This window comes from Bradyrhizobium sp. 195 (assembly GCF_023101665.1).
GTDB lineage: Bacteria > Pseudomonadota > Alphaproteobacteria > Rhizobiales > Xanthobacteraceae > Bradyrhizobium.
In genome coordinates this window covers 6,233,801-6,249,902 of record NZ_CP082161.1, presented here as the reverse complement: position 1 = coordinate 6,249,902, position 16,102 = coordinate 6,233,801, and the positions used below count along the sequence as shown (strand labels likewise).

Sequence of the window (16,102 nt, the reverse complement as noted above, 5' to 3'; positions counted from 1 at the left end):
CGAGCGATTGGAGGCCCGCTTTGCTTATGTCACAGCCGGTGCTGTCGGTATTTATCCCTGAGCGCCCTAGGCTGAATTCGGGAGTGTCCTGGTTCCGCAATGCTGCGAGACTTGTCAGCACCCGCAACAAGGAGGTTCTCATGAAGAGGAGTGCACCTGTTGTTCTCGCAGTTGTTCTGTCGGCAGTTGCCGTCGGCGTCGCGCATGCCGACCGGCCGGGGGCTGATTGGATGCCCATTCAGCAAGTCATCGACAAGGTTCTCAAGTCGGGCTTTACGCTCGTCAGCAAAATAGAAGCCGACGACGGCCGTTGGGAAGGCGAAGGCATCAAGGATGGTCAGAAGATGAAGTTTCACGCCGACCCCAAGACGGGCGAGATCATATCCGCGAGGCCTGATCGCTAGTGGAGGTTCCCCCACTGTCGCAGGCGGTATTGCCGGCGCACAAGCGAAGTCAGGCGCTCGATGGCGGAGCGCCACATTGCGCCATGCGATCTACTCAGGACGGGGGAGAGGGATGTCAACGGCCCGGTTCATCAAATCGCGCAGATCGGCGGCTTCCCGTTCGCCCATGGCTTCTTCGAAGGCTGTCTGCGCGCGCCGCCATGCAGCCAAGGCTCGGGCATGCGTCCCACGTCCCTGTTTTGTGACGGTGACGATGCGCTCCCGCCGGTCATTCTCGCCGACTGAAATCTCAACGAAACCGTCACGCTCGAGCGGCCTCAGGTTATGGCCCGTGGTCGCACGATCCATCGACATCAGCTTGGCGAGCCGGGCCATGGTCATCGGCCCTGAGGTCACGAGATAACTCAACAGACTATATTGCGTCGATTTGAGCCCGCTCGGGGCCAACGCGAGATCATAGTACCGGGAGAGCCGCCTGGCTGCGCGGCGGACTTGATTGCAGTTACAGCGCGCTGGGTCATCGACCAGATCGGATGATTTTGCTGCTGCTCTCGGCATCAATACCCTCTCAAACCCAAGATATCACACGGCTTCCGTTTGTTGTCGATAGTCCCAAACTGCGCGAGGAAGCGTGACGGTTCAGGCTCCGATGCCTGCGCCCCCCAGCGCGGACAAGGCCAGATGAGTTCATTAATAGAATTTACGGATTGCGTCAGCGCCGCGATTTGCCTTCGCACGCGGCGTTCGCGGCTGATAGCGCGCTGCGCTCGGTGATTTACCTCCTCGGGCAAAAAGTCGCACGTCTCATCGAATGCAGCCGCCGCGGCGCGACCGCCAACGAATGCGTCATCTAAGCGCTTGACTAGTTCTAAAAAAGAACGGTAGTTCTTGCGGGCGGGATGGCCGACCTCGACGGCCGCAGGACTCACCGCGGGCTGGCCAATCGCAGTTGGACAGCGAGCTGCGAGTTCGCGCGGCACAATGCCGGGCGAGCAGCCGGATGACGCAGCGAAACACAACGACGTGCCCGGATGGGTGCGCATCAGGGAGAACGAGCCATGTTGGCGAAATGGAAGAGCCTTGCGGCTCTGGCGATGCTTTTGAGCAGTCCGGCGCTTGCAGCTGACGAGCCCGGAATTACCGCGACCGAGATCAAGATCGGCGGAGTGTTTCCGTTCAGCGGACCGGCGTCATCGATCGGTCTCGTGGGCAAGGGCCTTATCGCCTATATTCAATTGATGAATGACCGCGGCGGCATCAACGGCCGCAAGATCAACTACATCGCCTATGACGACGCCTACAGTCCTCCGAAGGCGGTGGAGCACGTCCGCAAGCTCGTCGAGAGCGACGAAGTGGCGTTCATGTTCGGCCAGCTCGGCACGCCAGGCCTCTCGGCCACGGCAAAATACCTGAAGGCGAAAGGGGTGCCCAGCATCGCCATCATCAGCGGCTCGTCCAAGTTCACTGACGTCGCCAGTTACCCGCTGACGACGACGGGCCTCGTCAGCTACGACACCGAAGGAAAAATCTACGCCAAATATCTGACCAAGACGCTGCCGAACGCCAAATACGCGATCCTCTATCAGAACGACGATCTCGGCAAAGATTACGTCAATGCCTTCAAGTCCTTTCTCGGCAAGGACTACGATCGAAAGGTCGTCAGCGCGTCCTATGAGGTCACGGAGCCGACCGTCGATTCGCAGATCACGACTCTGAAAAGCTCCGGTGCCGACGCCCTGATGATCGCGGGAACGCCGAAATTCGCCGCGCAGGCGATCCGGCAAGCTTCTGTGATCGGCTGGAAAGCGACTGTGATCATCAATTTTCCGTCCGGTTCTGTCGGCGGCACGCTCGCACCGGCTGGCCTCGACAAGTCGACCGGCGTGATCGTCGGGACCACCAACAAGGATGTCATGGATCCGAATTGGAAGGACGATCCGGGCATGCAGGCCTATCGGGCATTCCTCGACAAGTATCTGCCGGGCGTCGATATCACCAACGGCAGCTATCTGACCGGCTATCAGCAGGGCATCCTGCTCGAGCAGATGCTGAAACAATGCGGCAATGATCTGTCCCGCAAGAACATTCTCGCACAGGCCAAGAGCTTCAAGGATTTCATCGTCCCGACGGTACTGCCAGGGATCAAGGTGAATACCAGCGAATCCGAGAACATGATCTGGACGCAGATGCGGCTGCAGCGGTGGACCGGCTCGACCTGGGAAGCCTTCGGCGAGGTGTTGGACGCAAAGTCCGAATGAATTTCGCGACAACCGGAGCAGCGGACGCGGCGTGAGCTGCGTCCGGTTTGCTTTGCGCGGCGGCCGCAAAGAACAGGGCCGCGATGTGGTCTTGGCGTAAGAGCGTATTCAGCGTTGCGGCAGCGTGGCGTGCGCTGCCGTCTCAAGCGGCGCGTGAGCGCGTTTTAGTCTTCCGGACCTCCGGTGCGCTTTTCTCCGGGAGGCCGCGGGCGCCCGGCCCCGGGTGAGTATGAACCTCCTTGGCCGACAGCGGCTCGCCGCATTCGGCGCACACCATGACCGGGTCGAAGTCCTTTCCGCATTTGCGATGCTGGTGCAGCAAGGGGCGGCCGCGCTCGTCGACCATATGAGTATCACCCCAATGCACGATCGCCATCATGATCGGATAGAGGTCGAGGCCCTTCTGAGTCAGGATATATTCGTGGCGCTTGGGCGATTCCTGGTAGGGAATGCGGCGCAGGATGCCTTGCCGAACCAGCTTTTTCAGCCGTTCGGCGAGCAAGTGTCGTGTGATTCCCAACGCCGACTGAAACCCCTCGAAGCGGCGCGTGCGCAGGAAGCATTCGCGCAGGATCAAAAGCGTCCAGCGATCACCGATCACGCCGATGGTTCGGGCCATCGAACACGGCTCTTCCTCGAGTTCTTTCCACTTCATCCGTACACTCCAGTCGTGCCGGCATGGGCCGTTCCGAATCTTCGCGGAGGCCGGCGCGGTCCGTTTCATTCTAGATAGGTACTAAATTCCAAACAATCCCCTTCCAGGCAGGGAAAATCAACACAATGCTGGCCCATTTGACAGTTCTATTTTAGAACTATACGATAAAGTAAATAGGCTGGCGAGTGGATCGCCAGTGCCTGCCATGCGATCTCCGGGAGAAGCCGCGATGACCTTGAAAGTTGAATTCCAGTTCGATTTCGGTAGCCCGAACGCCTATCTGGCGGAAGTGGCCATTCCGGGCATTGAGCAGCGGACCGGCGTGAAATTCACCTACGTCCCGGTTCTGCTTGGCGGAATTTACAAGGCGACGGGCAACATGTCCCCGTTCGAATCGCTTCACGGAATCAAGAACAAGCCGGAATATCAGGCGCTGGAGATCCAGCGGTTTATCCGACGCCACAACATCACGAAATTTCGCCAGAATTCCTTCTTTCCGGTCAACACGCTGATGCTGATGCGCGGTGCTGTCGCCGCCCAATTCGAGGGCGTGTTCGAGCCCTATTTTCGCGCCGCCTATCATCACATGTGGGAAGAGCCGAAGAAAATGGACGATCTCGAAATCTTCCGCAGCGCGTTTGTTTCCTCGGGCATCGATATCGATCGGCTGATGGCGCGTGCACAGCAGGATGACGTCAAGAAGCGCCTGATCGATCTGACCACCGACGCCGTCAGTCGAGGAGCATTCGGCTCTCCGACCTTTTTCGTCGGAAAGGAAATGTTCTTCGGCAAGGACCAGATCCGCGACGTCGAGGAGTCCATTGTCGAGCAAACCAGACAACCTCTTCCCAAGACAGCCTGACGGCGCCGACTGTCCGGGTTGAATGGCGAAAGCCATGCTTCCCGGCTTAGAGGCCCCACGAGCGAGGCGGGGGCGTTATATTATGAGCATCATGATCTCTCAGCACGTCGGAGCTCTGCAACGTGCTGAGAGTTAAATCGCGACAGTCGCCTTCGCCGGATGAGCGGCGTTCGCTGTCGCTGATGCGGTCATTCCGCCGCCAGTATCAAGCGAGCCAGCTCCGATGGATGCTCGACAGCCGAGAAGTGGCCGGTATTCTTGAGTGTCACCATCTGCGCGGCGGGAATCAGCGAGCGTGTGCGTTCGCGCTCGTTTGGACGAGACCAATCGCTATCGCCATAGATGAGCGTCACGGGCGCTGAGATCTGCCGATAGTAATCGCGGGCCTTGCTCCAGGATTGCCAGCCTGCCAGCACCTTGCGTGCGGCCCGCTTGTATCCCGGGCGGCGGGCAACTTCATCGAACTCAGCAAGCAGATCCGCCGGCAGTTTGCCTGAGTCGTGATATCCGCCACCCATGATCTTGCCGAGGACGAGCTTGTTTTCGAGCGATGCATTGATCGCGCCGAGCACCGGGACCTGCAAGCTTCCGATGATGAAGTTCGCGAACCAGTTGCCGCGTCGAATGCCGTCGCCGTAGCGGGTCTCATAGTCATAGGAGTTGACCGCAAAGACCCGCTTCACCCGCTGCGGAAGCGATGCCGCCACCGTGAGGGCCAATGCGCCGCCGATCGACTCGCCGACGATTGTGAGCTCCGAGAGATTGAGCTCCTCGATGAAGCCAATGACGGCTCGCCTGAAGTAGGGCTCGTCGAAGCTCGCACCTGGATCGATTGGTGAGTGGCCGTGGCCCGGGAGGTCAATGGCGTACACCGTGTGCGATCTGGCGAGGAGGGGCGCAAGAGCGCGGAAATATTCGAGCTGCGTCCGGATCGTATGTATGAGGAGCAGCGGAGGCCCGCTGCCGGTCTTTTGAAAGCGTATGCTTAGCTTGTTCGATATCTTCAGCAAACTTGGTTGGGCTTCGGTCATGCTGAGCATGAGATCTCTCCGTGCTTTGAGGGGCGCTTTCAAGCGGCAGCGGTGTCGCGAACCTGTTCGGCTGCGGCATCCAGAACGGCCTGAGCCAGATCGGGGTCGTTGATGGCGCGCGACAGCGTCACCGCGCCGACCATCGTCGCGAGAATGGCCATGGCCTTGCCCCGCGAGGCTTCATCGCCGGTCCCGGCGATGAGGCCGCCGAGCACGTCGAGATGCGCTTTGATGCCCGCTTCGAATTCCGCCTTGACCTCGGGGCCCTGACGCGCGGCATCCGAGCCGAGCGCCACGATCGGGCAGCCGTCCATCTTTTCTCCGCGATGGTCGCCGCTGAAGTAAAACCCGATCACCGCGCCAAGCGGATCATCGGGATTCTGAGTGGCCGCATCCGACCATCGGCCGGACGCGCTCTCCAATGCGCGCCGGGACGCCTCGACAGCCAAATCCACTTTGGACGCGAATTGCTTGTAGAAGGCGCCCTGGGTTAACCCGGCCCCCTCCATCAGATCCTTGAGCCCGATGCCGTCGAAGCCGCGCTCCCTGAAGAGGCGACTGGCCACATCGATCACGGTTTTGCGGTTTTCCGCGGCCTGAGCGCGACTGACACGCATTGGCACCTCCATATTTAGATTGCATTCGAACTCTATTACGACAAATAGAAGCCGAACGCAATCTATCAAGAGGCGGAAGGCGAAATCCTAGGATGGAACCGTTCCGGCCGGCCTTCCTAGGGACAAAATCACATCTTTGTCGCCTCCGTCTCTTTTAGATTGCACTCGACATCTAACTCGAATATAGAGTTCGTATGAAATCTAATTCGGGAGACTGACAATGAAGATGCGGGGTTTTGCGGTTTTGGCCGGTATTCTGGTCCCAGCGGGGGTGGCGACCTTTGTTGCTCTTGCGATTCCCTCCCATGAAGCCTCGGCCGTCAGCGACCCCAGGCAGGAGCCCCCGATGGTCCGTCTGGTCGCGGCCTCGCGGGTCAGCGGATCCGAGCGCGGTTTCACCGGGACCATCGGCGCGCGGGTGGAAAGCAATCTCGGTTTCCGCGTCGCCGGCAAGATCGTCGAACGACTGGTGAACGTCGGTGAGCAGGTCAAGTCCGGCCAGCCGCTGATGCGGATCGACGAAACCGACCTGCGCCTCGCCGTCGCAGCGAAGCGCAACGCGGTTGCCGCGGCGCGGGCCGTTGTCGTTCAGACCGACGCCGACGAGCGGCGCTACGCCAATCTGGTGAACGAGGGATGGACGTCCAAGCAGCGCTACGAGCAGGCCAAGGCCGCATCGGACACCGCCAAGGCGCAGCTCGCCGCGGCGGAAGCCGACGCAGGGGTCGCCGAGAACCAGGCGACCTATTCCGTCCTGGTGGCGGACGCGGACGGAACGGTCACCCAAACGCTGGGTGAGCCCGGCCAGGTCGTCGCCGCGGGACAAGCGGTGGTGCGGCTGGCGCAGTCCGGTCCTCGCGAAGCCGTGGTGGCGCTCCCCGAAACGATGCGGCCGGCGATCGGTTCGCTCGCCGAGGCGAGCCTGTATGGCAGCGATGGGCGCCGCTTTACCGCGCATCTGCGCCAATTGTCGGATTCCGCCGATCCCCAGACCCGCACCTATGAAGCCCGCTACGTGCTCGATGGCGAGGCCGCGGCGGCACCGCTCGGCGCGACGGTCACCATTCGGCTTGCCAGCCAGGATCAGCAGCCGGAAGTCCAGGTGCCGCTCGGAGCCGTGCTCGATGACGGCAGGACGACCGGCGTGTGGGTGTTCGACAGCGCGACCTCGACCGTACGCTTGCAGCCTGTCAAGCTTCTGCGCGTGACCAGCGAGACGGCCGTCATCTCCGGATCGAAGTCCGGTGACCAGATCGTTTCGCTCGGCGCTCATCTTCTGCACGATGGCGCGCGCGTCAAGACCGCCTCGGAAACCGGGAGCAAGTGATGAGCTTCAATCTCTCCGCCCTCGCCGTCCGCGAACGGGCCGTCACCCTGTTCTTCATCCTCCTGCTGGCAGCCGCCGGCGCCTACGCCTTCCTCATGCTCGGGCGGGCCGAGGATCCGTCCTTCACCATCAAGACCCTGACGGTCACGACGGTCTGGCCGGGCGCGACCGCGCGCGAGATGCAGGACCAGGTCGCCGAACCCCTGGAGAAGCGGATTCAGGAGCTGACCTGGTACGACCGGGTGGAGACGACGACGCGGCCGGGCTACGCCTACATGACGGTGACGCTGAAGGACAGCACGCCGCCCGCGAGCGTGCAGGAGGAGTTCTACCAGGCCCGCAAGAAGCTGGGCGATGAAGCGCGCAAGCTGCCCTCCGGCGTGCTCGGCCCCTTCGTCAACGACGAATATTCCGACGTGAGCTTCGCCCTTTATGCCCTCAAGGCCAAGGGCATGCCGATGCGCGAGCTCGCCAGGCAAGCCGAGACCATCCGTCAGGACCTCCTGCACGTGTCCGGCGTCAAGAAGATCAACATCCTCGGCGAGCGTCCCGAGCAGATCTTCGTCGAGTTTTCCTATGCCAAGCTGGCAACCCTCGGTGTGTCGGCAACGGATATCGTTGCCGCCTTGCAGCGGCAGAACACGATGACACCGGCCGGCTCGATCGACACCAAGGGACCGCAGGTCTTCATCCGGGTCGACGGCGCCTATGACAGCGTCCAGGCGATCGCCGATACGCCCATCGTCGCCGCCGGGCGGACGCTGAAGCTGTCCGACATTGCCGAGGTCCGCCGCGGCTACGAGGATCCTCCCACCTACATCATCAGGCACCAGGGTGAGCCCACCATCATGCTCGCAGCGGTGATGCAGGAGGGCTGGAATGGTCTGGCGCTCGGCAAGGCGCTGGAGGAGAGGTCCGCAGCCATCGCCCGGACGCTGCCGCTCGGGATGTCCCTGGCCAAGGTCAGCGACCAGGCCGTCAACATCACCTCGGCGGTCGACGAGTTCATGATGAAGTTCGCAATGGCGCTCGGCGTGGTGCTGCTGGTGAGCCTGCTCAGCCTCGGCTGGCGCGTCGGCATCGTGGTCGCGGCGGCCGTGCCCCTGACGCTCGCCGTCGTGTTCCTGATCATGCTGGAGACCGGCCGGTTCTTCGACCGCATCACGCTCGGCGCCCTGATCCTGGCGCTCGGTCTCCTCGTCGACGACGCCATCATCGCGATCGAGGTGATGGTGGTGAAGATGGAAGAGGGCATGGACCGCATCTCGGCGGCCGCCTATGCATGGAGCCACACCGCGGCGCCGATGCTGTCGGGAACGCTGGTGACGATCGCAGGCTTCTTGCCGGTGGGCTTCGCCCGCTCCACCGCCGGCGAATATGCCGGCAACATCTTCTGGGTCGTGGGCTTTGCCCTCATCGTCTCCTGGATCGTCGCGGTGATCTTCACGCCCTATCTCGGCGTCAAGATGCTGCCCGCGATCAAGCCGGTCGAAGGCGGTCACCACGCCATTTACGGCACGCCCAATTATCAGCGCCTGCGCGGGCTCATCACCTTCGCGGTCCGCCACAAGTTCGTGACCTGCAGCGTCGTCGCCGTCGCCTTCGCGCTGTCCGTCGTCGGCATGGGCGGCGTCAAGCAGCAGTTCTTCCCAACCTCCGACCGCCCCGAAGTGCTGGTGGAGGTTCGTCTGCCGGAAGGCACCAGCATCGAGACGACGACCGCCACCGTCGAGAAGCTCGAGGGCTGGCTGCACGATCAATCCGAGGCCAAGATCATCACGAGCTATGTCGGTCAGGGTGCGCCGCGCTTCTTCTTCGCGATGGCGCCCGAGCTGCCCGATCCGGCCTTCGCCAAGATCGTGGTCCTGACGCCTGACGCGGAAGCGCGCGAGGTTTTGAAGCACCGGCTCCGACAGGCCGTGTCACAGGGCCTTGCGGCCGAGGCCAATGTGCGCGTCACCCAGCTCGTGTTCGGACCCTATACGCCGTTCCCGGTGGAGTTCCGGGTCATGGGACCCGATCCCGCGCAATTGTATGCGATCTCGCAAAAGGCCCTCGAGATCATGCGCGGCGTTCCGGACGCGCGGCAGGCCAATCGGGATTGGGGCGATCGCACGCCCGTGCTTCGCTTCGTCCCGGATCAGGACCGGTTGAACCTGATCGGCCTGTCGCCGGCCGAGGTGGCCCGCCAGCTCCAGTTCCTCCTCACCGGCATCCCCGTGACGCAGGTTCGCGAGGACATCCGCAATGTCCCGATCGTGGCCCGCAGCGCCGGCCGCGAGCGGCTCGATCCGGCCCGTCTGGCGGATTTCTCGTTGATGAGCCGCGACGGCCGCGCGATTCCGCTCGACCAGGTCGGCCATTCGGAGATCCGGCTCGAAGAGCCGATCATGAAGCGGCGCGATCGCACGCCCGTCGTCACGATACGCTCCGATATCAATGAGGCGACCCAACCTCCGGAAGTCTCCAAGGATATCAACACCGCCCTGCAGCCGCTGATCGCATCCCTTCCGGCCGGCTATCGTATCGAGCTGGGTGGATCGATCGAAGAGGCAACCAAGGCCAACGATGCGTTGGCGACGATCTTCCCGGCCATGATTGCCGCGATGCTGATCGTCGTCATGCTGCAGGTGCGCTCGTTCTCGACGATGGCGATGGTCGTCCTGACCGGACCGCTCGGCCTCGTCGGCGTCGTGCCCGCATTGCTGCTCTTCAACCAGCCGTTCGGGTTCAACGCCATCCTGGGCCTGATTGGACTTGCGGGCATCCTGATGCGCAACACGCTGATCTTGACCGAGCAGATCAAGGAGAACCTTGCCGCCGGACTTGACGACTATCACGCCGTCATCGAAGCCACGGTGCAACGCACGCGGCCCGTGATCCTGACCGCGCTCGCCGCCGTGCTGGCCTTCATCCCGCTCACGCATTCGGTGTTCTGGGGGTCGATGGCCTACACCCTGATCGGCGGCACCGCGGTCGGAACGGTGCTGATCCTGCTGTTCCTTCCCGCGCTCTATGCCACCTGGTTCCGGATCAAGCCGACCGCAGATGATAGGCACGAGGCCTCGCACGAGAAGCCGGACGTGCGACCGGCATTGGCCGCCGAATAAGGCTCTGTTGCTCCAATGGATCGTCCGCTCCGCACGGGAAGAGAGTCCGACGAGGCCCGCGCCCGGATCCTGGGCGCGGCGGAAGAGCGTTTTCGCCGCGTCGGTCACCACAGGACGTCGGTGGCCGACATCGCCGCCGAACTCGGCATGAGCCCGGCGAATATCTACCGCTTCTTTCCTTCAAGGAATGCAATCAACGAGTCCATCTGCGGGCGCCTCATCAACGAGGTCGCCGACAGCGCCCTTGCGATCGCGCGCTCGGACGCGCCGGCGACGCAGAAACTCGAGCAATTGCTGACCAGTGTTCACCACCACACCACGATGATGCTGGTCGAGGAAAAGCCCATGCACGATCTGATCGTCGCCGCCATGCAGGAGAGATGGCCGATCATTCAGGCGCACATCGAGCGCATGCTGATGATCTTGGAGGCGATCATACGCGAGGGCGCCGACGCGGGCGAGTTCGATGTCGAAGACGCCGCGGAAGCCGCCCGAGCGGTCAGATCCGCGTTCGTGGCCTTCTTCCATCCGATTTTGATCGAGCACTGCGCGGTACACGGCGAAGACACCGAGGCAGGCATGCGCGCCCAGATTTTCTTTATCCTGAAAGCTTTGGGCAAGTCCGGCTAAGGACCTGCCTCATTTAGCTCTGATGAACGTCGCTGGTGCGAAATCTGCCATCGGCATCTTGGCCCGCGCCGGAAACTCAACGCTCAGTCCCAACCGTACGCTTTCGGGTGGATGTCCCGGCTGCCGCCTTGTCGCCACCCTGCTGTTTGCAGGCATCAGACAGCCAGGCGGAAAACGCGGCGACGGCTGGGTCGTCCGCCATACGCTGCTCGTATTCGAGCACGAAGTGACGCCGCGTCGGCCGAACGATGGGATGCGCTCTGACAAGATTGAGGTGAGCAAGATCCGGAGCGAGCAGGCTCTCGATGGCGATAGCAGCGCCAAGCCCGGCGGCCGCAGCTTCGATGGCGAGACCGAGGTTTTCAAAGCTGCTCCCGCCGCGAACGGGCACCTTGGTGAGCTGCGCGTGGTCGAGCCAGCGGCGCCAGTCGTCCGGTCGCGGCCTGTTGTGCAGAAGTGGAACGGAAGCGAAATCCAGTGCGCCATCCTTCAGCAGGGCTGGCGAGCAGACCGGCACGGTCGCGATCGGCAGCAGCGGCCGGGTGACGAGGCCGGCTCTGGGTTCTCCGTCCGAGACAGCTATGACGGCATCGTAGCGGCTGGCAAGAAGATCCACAGGGTTGGCACTGGTGTGCAGATCGATCTCCAGTTCGGGATGCGCCGCCTTGAGGCGCGGCCACATCGGCAGCAGAAATCGCGACAGGAAGAATCCGTAGACGCCGACCGATAGCCGTCTGAACTGCCGCAGGTGCAGGCCTTCGGCCGCGGCCGCAATGCGGTCCAGCGCTTCACGCGTGGAATCGGCGAAGGCCTTGCCGGCGGAGGTCAGCACCAGGCCCCGCGATCCCCGCAGGAACAGTGCCGTGCCCATGCGCACCTCGAGGGCGCGGACGTGCCTGCTGACGGCTCCAACCGTGACGTTCAGCTCGTCGGCGGCGCGCGTGATCGACAAATGTCGCGCGGCCGCTTCGAATGCTCGTACGGCATGCAGCGGAGGAAGTCGTCGTGAAACCATGAGGGTGCGCCCCGCGGGATGACCGAGCCTTGACTCTCGCTCAAGGCCCCCGCCCAACAAGTCGTTTGCGCGAAGCGCTGTCAAGCCATACCCGAAGTCTGGCCGGCTCCGTCCGGCCCCGAGCCAGCGCTGGGAGGACGAGGCGATCGACCTGCTGCTGCACGAAGCGCCCGTGCCATTGTCCCGCGCGGCCGCGCTGCTGGTGGAGTAATCTGGATGGATCCGTCGACCCAACGTGAACTTGCCCGTCTGCTCGCTGGCCTGCGCCGCGAAGGACGCCAGCAGAGCGGTCTCGATCAGCGTCTCGTGCCGCCCGACAAGGCGACTGCCTACCGCATCGCGCGCATGGTGGAGGAGGAGCTCGGCTGGATCGTCGCGGGATGGAAAATCGCCGCGATGAAGGCAGCGTTGCAACGGGAGTTGCGTACGGACTCGCCGATCTATGGTCGCGTCTTCGCACCGTTCATCATGGAGTCGCCCGGGAGCGTCGAGCACGCCACGCAATGCAGTCCGATTCCAGAAGTGGAGTATCAAGCGGTCATCGGTATCGATTTGCCGCCGCGCGCCGAGCCCTATACGGTGCAGGATGTGACCGCGGCTGTGGAGTCCCTGCATCCTGGAATCGAACTGGCAGAGTGCCGCTTTGTGCATGATGCGGCATTCCCGCCATTGCCGGCGATTCTCGCCGACGGTGCCGGTTCCGGGACGGTCGTCTATGGCCCTGCCATTGCGGACTGGCAAAAGCGTGACATTGCCGGACAGGAGGTCAGCCTCATTTGCAATGGCACTCTGCGCCGCAAAGGCAGGGCTGCCGATTTGCTGGATCATCCGGTCATGCCGCTGACGTGGCTTGCCAACGAACTTTCGCGCACGGGCATCGGCATGAAGGCAGGACAGATGGTCAGCACGGGCACGCTGACGGGCATGTTGCGGCCGAAGGCAGGTGAGACCTTCATTGGCGATTTCGGACCGTTCGGCAGCGTTAGCGCCAAATATTCGTGAGACTTGCGTGGCCTGAGATCGCGCTATCGAGAAGCGTGATGATCGCGCACGGGCTAACCGGATAAATCTACGCTGGGATGCATCAGAAGGTCGTGGCCATTGCAGCCAGACGCCGATGCGCCCTGTCCCGTGCGGCCTCGATCGGCTGCTGCGGTCCGGTGGTTGGTCCGATCGGCACGAAACGGACATTGTCGATACCGATGAAGCGCAGGATGTCCCGCAGGTAAGGCGTTGCCATGTCGATGCGGCCGCGGTTCATGCCGGTGGCAAAGTCGCTGCCGCTGGCGAGGATCACCAGCGTCGGCCGGTCCTTGAGCAGTGGAAGATAGCCCTGCGACGGATCGAACCGAAAAGTCAGCCCGGGCTGGACGATGATGTCGAACCATTGCTTGAGCTTGTAGGGAATGCCGAAGTTCCACATCGGCGTGGAGATCAGCACGCGATCGGCAAGCGACAGGCGCAGCGCCATGCGCTCGGCCTCGGCAAAGCCGTCGCGTTGCGCATCGTTGAAGGCTTGCCCACTCATCCGTGCATATTTGGCCTCGACGATGGGACCCGAGAATTCCGGCATCCGTTCCCGCCAGATGTCCATGACATCGACGTCCCAGTCCGGCCGGGCCTGACGAAAGCCGTCGAGAAAGACGCGCGCGCCCGCACTGGACTCGGAGTCGGCGCGAGGCGAGCAGGACAGGTGCAGGAGCTTGGCCACGGGTCATCCCAACGCCCGGATGACGGCATCGGCCCGGGTGACGATCGCGACGTTCTGCATGGCGAAATTGATCGAGGCGGCGTGCCAGTCGGCATTCATGGTCGAGCAGCAATCCTCCGGAACGATCATGAAGTAGCCCTTGTCGGCGCCGGTTCGGGCGGTGTGCTCGACCGACATGTTGGTCCAGGCGCCGGTATTGATGATCATGTCGCGTCCGGTCGCCTTCAGGATGGTCTCGAGCCGCGTGCCTTCCCAGGCGCTCATGCGCATCTTCTCGACGACGAAATCGCCGGGCCGTGGCTCGAGGCCGGACACGGGCGCCGCGCCCCAGCTGCCGCGCACCATCGCCTTGCTGTCGACGACGCCTTCGAATAACGGCGCATTCAGCGTGACGCCGGGCGCGCCGGGCTCGACGACGAACCAGACATGGATGACGGCGACGCCGCGGGCGCGCGCGGTCTCCGCCAGACGCCGGACATTCTCGACGACATGCTGTTGCTTCGCGTGGCCGGGCGCGCCTGAATCGGCGAAGGCGCCGCCGTCCATGATGACGTCGTTCTGCAGGTCCTGGATGATCATGGCGCAGCGCTGCGGATCGAGCCGCATCTCGCCATCGGCGAGGATGGGCGCCGCCGGCGCGGCGCTTGCAGTCGCGCCGCTTGCAGTCGCGCCGCCGCCGCTTCGCCGGCCGCTCATATAGGGCTCGTGCCGCGGGCCGACCTTGGTCGGGATCGCGTACACCGAATGGGTCGAGGTCAGGTAAAGCATGCGGAAATCCGGCCCGCCCCAGGCGAGGTTGGCGACCATCTCGGGGACGCGGACTTTGCCGAGCACCTCGCCGCGCGGCGAATAGACCCAGACGCCGCCGGGCGCGGTGACCCAGACATTGCCGTGCTGATCGCACTTCATGCCGTCGGGCAAGCCGGGCTCCAGCTCGGAGCGAATGCCGCTTGCGAACACCCGCGCATTCGACAGCGAACCGTCGCCATCGACGTCGAAGACGCGGATCAGCGCTTGCACGGTGTCGTTGACATAGAGCAGCTTCTCGTCCGGCGAAAAGCACAAGCCGTTGGGCTGGTCGAACAGATTGCGCTCGACCACGAGCTTCGGTTCGCCGCCGGGGACGACGCGATAGACGCCCTGGAATCCGAGCTGGCGCGGTCGCTCGACGCCGTAGACCGGCATGCGGCCGTACCAGGGGTCCGAGAAATAGATCGCGCCGGAGGAGTGCACGCAGACGTCGTTCGGGCTGTTCAGCTCCTGTCCCCCAAAATGCGAAGCCAGCACCTCGCGTCGCCCATCCGGCCGCTCGCGGACTAGCTGCGACGTCGCGTGCTCGCAGACAATGAGATTGAGCTCGGCATCATAGGTCATGCCGTTGCATTTGTTGGAGGGGCGCTTGACCTCGACCACACCGCGTCGCGCATCCCAGCGCCGGCGCACGTCGGCCGGCATGTCGGAGAACAGCAGATAGTGATCGACCGGATGCCAGATCGGCCCCTCCGTGAAGTCGAAGCCGGTGCCGACCTGCGCGACCGGCGCATAGGGGTCGATCAGGGTCTCGAACTCGCTTCGCAAGGTGACGTGGGTCATCGGTCGATCCTTAGGTCACGTTACGCTGGAAACCAGTTGCGTGCCGGCAGCGATTGCACGATCGGGCCGGGGACCTGATCGTGCAGGCGCCCGACGACGTTGCCGCCTTCGATCTTGGCGGGATGGTCGTGCACGGGCAGCAAATAGCGCGAATTGCTCAGGAGCTTCTTGATCGAGGCCTTCTCCGCGCGCTTGCTGGTGCCGTGATTGCCCGTCGTGCGTGGCTCCCAGTCATGGATCTCGTTGAACGGCGTCACGATCTGATCGTTGAAGTCGTAGATCACGTCGCCGCAGATGGTCGCAATCCCGTCGGCTGTCTCGACGATGATGTTCATGGAGCCCTCCGTATGCGCATTGGCGGCGTCGCAATAGACGCCGGGCATCAGCTCGATCGGACCGGTGATCTCGAGGTCAAGGAAACGCAGCGCGCTCTTGGTGTGCAGGCGGTCGATCAGGTGCTTGATGTCGGGCGCCGGATATTGCGGATGCATCAGGCCGGAGACGGAATATTCGAGCTCCTTGCGGTTGAGCACGACGGTCGTGTTCATCGGAAACAGATCGTCCTTGCCGGCATGGTCGATGTGCAGATGGGTGTGGCAGACGAAGCGGACGTCGCCCATGCGCACGCCGTAACGCGCGAGCTGGTTCTCGATCATGTTCTCGTGATACTGCAGCCCGCGCATGCCCAGCGTCTCCATGATCTGGTTGGAGCGATAGCCGGTGTCGACCACAACAGGATATTTCCCCCCGAGGATCAGGAAGCCGAGGGTGAGGACACGGCGGGTGCGGCCGCAATCGCGGCCGAGCACCAGAAAGCTCGATTCCAGCTCGATATCGCCATAGTCCAGGATCTTGATCTCCAGCGCCATTCGTTGCCCTCCCTCATCTG

At 62.9% G+C, this 16,102-nt stretch carries 16 protein-coding genes; 8 read left to right on the top strand and 8 right to left on the bottom strand.

Annotated elements, in window-relative coordinates:
• Positions 1 to 83 precede the first annotated feature (83 nt).
• The gene (locus IVB26_RS29295) at positions 84 to 404 is read left to right on the top strand and encodes a PepSY domain-containing protein (protein WP_346732837.1); all 321 of its coding nucleotides are present in this window, start codon (positions 84 to 86) and stop codon (positions 402 to 404) included.
• A gap of 90 nt (positions 405 to 494) precedes the next feature.
• Here IVB26_RS29295 and IVB26_RS29290 read toward each other — a convergent pair whose 3' ends face one another.
• Complete coding sequence (locus IVB26_RS29290; protein WP_247968551.1) at positions 495 to 962, bottom strand: MarR family winged helix-turn-helix transcriptional regulator; 468 nt, start codon at positions 960 to 962, stop codon at positions 495 to 497.
• Positions 963 to 1,111: 149 nt separating this feature from the next.
• Between IVB26_RS29290 and IVB26_RS29285 the strand changes: the two genes are divergently transcribed.
• Both IVB26_RS29285 and IVB26_RS29280 read left to right on the top strand, forming a co-directional pair.
• Positions 1,112 to 1,258 (top strand): hypothetical protein, encoded by a 147-nt coding sequence (locus IVB26_RS29285; RefSeq protein WP_247968550.1) that lies wholly within the window; start codon positions 1,112 to 1,114, stop codon positions 1,256 to 1,258.
• 204 nt (positions 1,259 to 1,462) lie between these two features.
• Positions 1,463 to 2,662, top strand: a complete 1,200-nt coding sequence (locus IVB26_RS29280) for an ABC transporter substrate-binding protein (protein ID WP_247968549.1) — start codon at positions 1,463 to 1,465, stop codon at positions 2,660 to 2,662.
• Between the two features lie 142 nt (positions 2,663 to 2,804).
• On the opposite strand, the gene IVB26_RS29275 is transcribed toward IVB26_RS29280, so the two are convergent.
• Positions 2,805 to 3,317: a winged helix-turn-helix transcriptional regulator gene (locus tag IVB26_RS29275; RefSeq protein WP_246919307.1), complete on the bottom strand. Its 513-nt coding sequence runs from the start codon at positions 3,315 to 3,317 to the stop codon at positions 2,805 to 2,807.
• A 229-nt stretch (positions 3,318 to 3,546) separates the two neighbouring features.
• Here IVB26_RS29275 and IVB26_RS29270 point away from each other — a divergent pair, with 229 nt between their 5' ends.
• Positions 3,547 to 4,179, top strand: coding sequence for a 2-hydroxychromene-2-carboxylate isomerase (locus tag IVB26_RS29270; protein ID WP_247968548.1), 633 nt, complete (start codon positions 3,547 to 3,549; stop codon positions 4,177 to 4,179).
• 188 nt (positions 4,180 to 4,367) lie between these two features.
• Here IVB26_RS29270 and IVB26_RS29265 read toward each other — a convergent pair whose 3' ends face one another.
• On the bottom strand, positions 4,368 to 5,219 hold the full coding sequence (locus tag IVB26_RS29265) for an alpha/beta fold hydrolase (RefSeq protein WP_247968547.1): 852 nt from the start codon (positions 5,217 to 5,219) through the stop codon (positions 4,368 to 4,370).
• A gap of 29 nt (positions 5,220 to 5,248) precedes the next feature.
• Positions 5,249 to 5,827, bottom strand: a complete 579-nt coding sequence (locus IVB26_RS29260; RefSeq protein ID WP_247968546.1) for a TetR/AcrR family transcriptional regulator — start codon at positions 5,825 to 5,827, stop codon at positions 5,249 to 5,251.
• A 220-nt stretch (positions 5,828 to 6,047) separates the two neighbouring features.
• On the opposite strand from IVB26_RS29260, the gene IVB26_RS29255 reads away from it, so the two are divergent.
• Genes IVB26_RS29255 through IVB26_RS29245 form a run of 3 tightly spaced genes read left to right on the top strand, consistent with a single transcriptional unit; the run spans position 6,048 to position 10,894 of the window.
• On the top strand, positions 6,048 to 7,154 hold the full coding sequence (locus IVB26_RS29255) for an efflux RND transporter periplasmic adaptor subunit (protein ID WP_247968545.1): 1,107 nt from the start codon (positions 6,048 to 6,050) through the stop codon (positions 7,152 to 7,154).
• Positions 7,154 to 10,264 (top strand): efflux RND transporter permease subunit, encoded by a 3,111-nt coding sequence (locus IVB26_RS29250; RefSeq protein WP_247968544.1) that lies wholly within the window; start codon positions 7,154 to 7,156, stop codon positions 10,262 to 10,264. The genes IVB26_RS29255 and IVB26_RS29250 overlap by 1 nt, the downstream gene beginning before the upstream one ends.
• Positions 10,265 to 10,279: 15 nt before the next feature.
• Positions 10,280 to 10,894: a TetR/AcrR family transcriptional regulator gene (locus IVB26_RS29245; RefSeq protein ID WP_247968543.1), complete on the top strand. Its 615-nt coding sequence runs from the start codon at positions 10,280 to 10,282 to the stop codon at positions 10,892 to 10,894.
• Between the two features lie 76 nt (positions 10,895 to 10,970).
• Here IVB26_RS29245 and IVB26_RS29240 read toward each other — a convergent pair whose 3' ends face one another.
• Positions 10,971 to 11,909, bottom strand: coding sequence for a LysR substrate-binding domain-containing protein (locus IVB26_RS29240; RefSeq protein WP_247968542.1), 939 nt, complete (start codon positions 11,907 to 11,909; stop codon positions 10,971 to 10,973).
• Between the two features lie 216 nt (positions 11,910 to 12,125).
• On the opposite strand from IVB26_RS29240, the gene IVB26_RS29235 reads away from it, so the two are divergent.
• Entirely contained in the window at positions 12,126 to 12,911 is a 786-nt protein-coding gene (locus IVB26_RS29235; protein WP_247968541.1) for a 2-keto-4-pentenoate hydratase, read from the top strand.
• Between the two features lie 82 nt (positions 12,912 to 12,993).
• On the opposite strand, the gene IVB26_RS29230 is transcribed toward IVB26_RS29235, so the two are convergent.
• The 3 genes from IVB26_RS29230 to IVB26_RS29220 are packed head-to-tail and all read right to left on the bottom strand — an operon-like array spanning position 12,994 to position 16,082.
• Positions 12,994 to 13,620 (bottom strand): FMN-dependent NADH-azoreductase, encoded by a 627-nt coding sequence (locus tag IVB26_RS29230; RefSeq protein WP_247968540.1) that lies wholly within the window; start codon positions 13,618 to 13,620, stop codon positions 12,994 to 12,996.
• Positions 13,621 to 13,623: 3 nt separating this feature from the next.
• Positions 13,624 to 15,213, bottom strand: coding sequence for an isochorismatase family protein (locus tag IVB26_RS29225; RefSeq protein WP_247968539.1), 1,590 nt, complete (start codon positions 15,211 to 15,213; stop codon positions 13,624 to 13,626).
• A 20-nt stretch (positions 15,214 to 15,233) separates the two neighbouring features.
• A complete protein-coding gene (locus IVB26_RS29220) occupies positions 15,234 to 16,082 on the bottom strand; it encodes an MBL fold metallo-hydrolase (RefSeq protein WP_247968538.1) in 849 nt (282 codons plus the stop codon).
• Positions 16,083 to 16,102 lie beyond the last annotated feature (20 nt).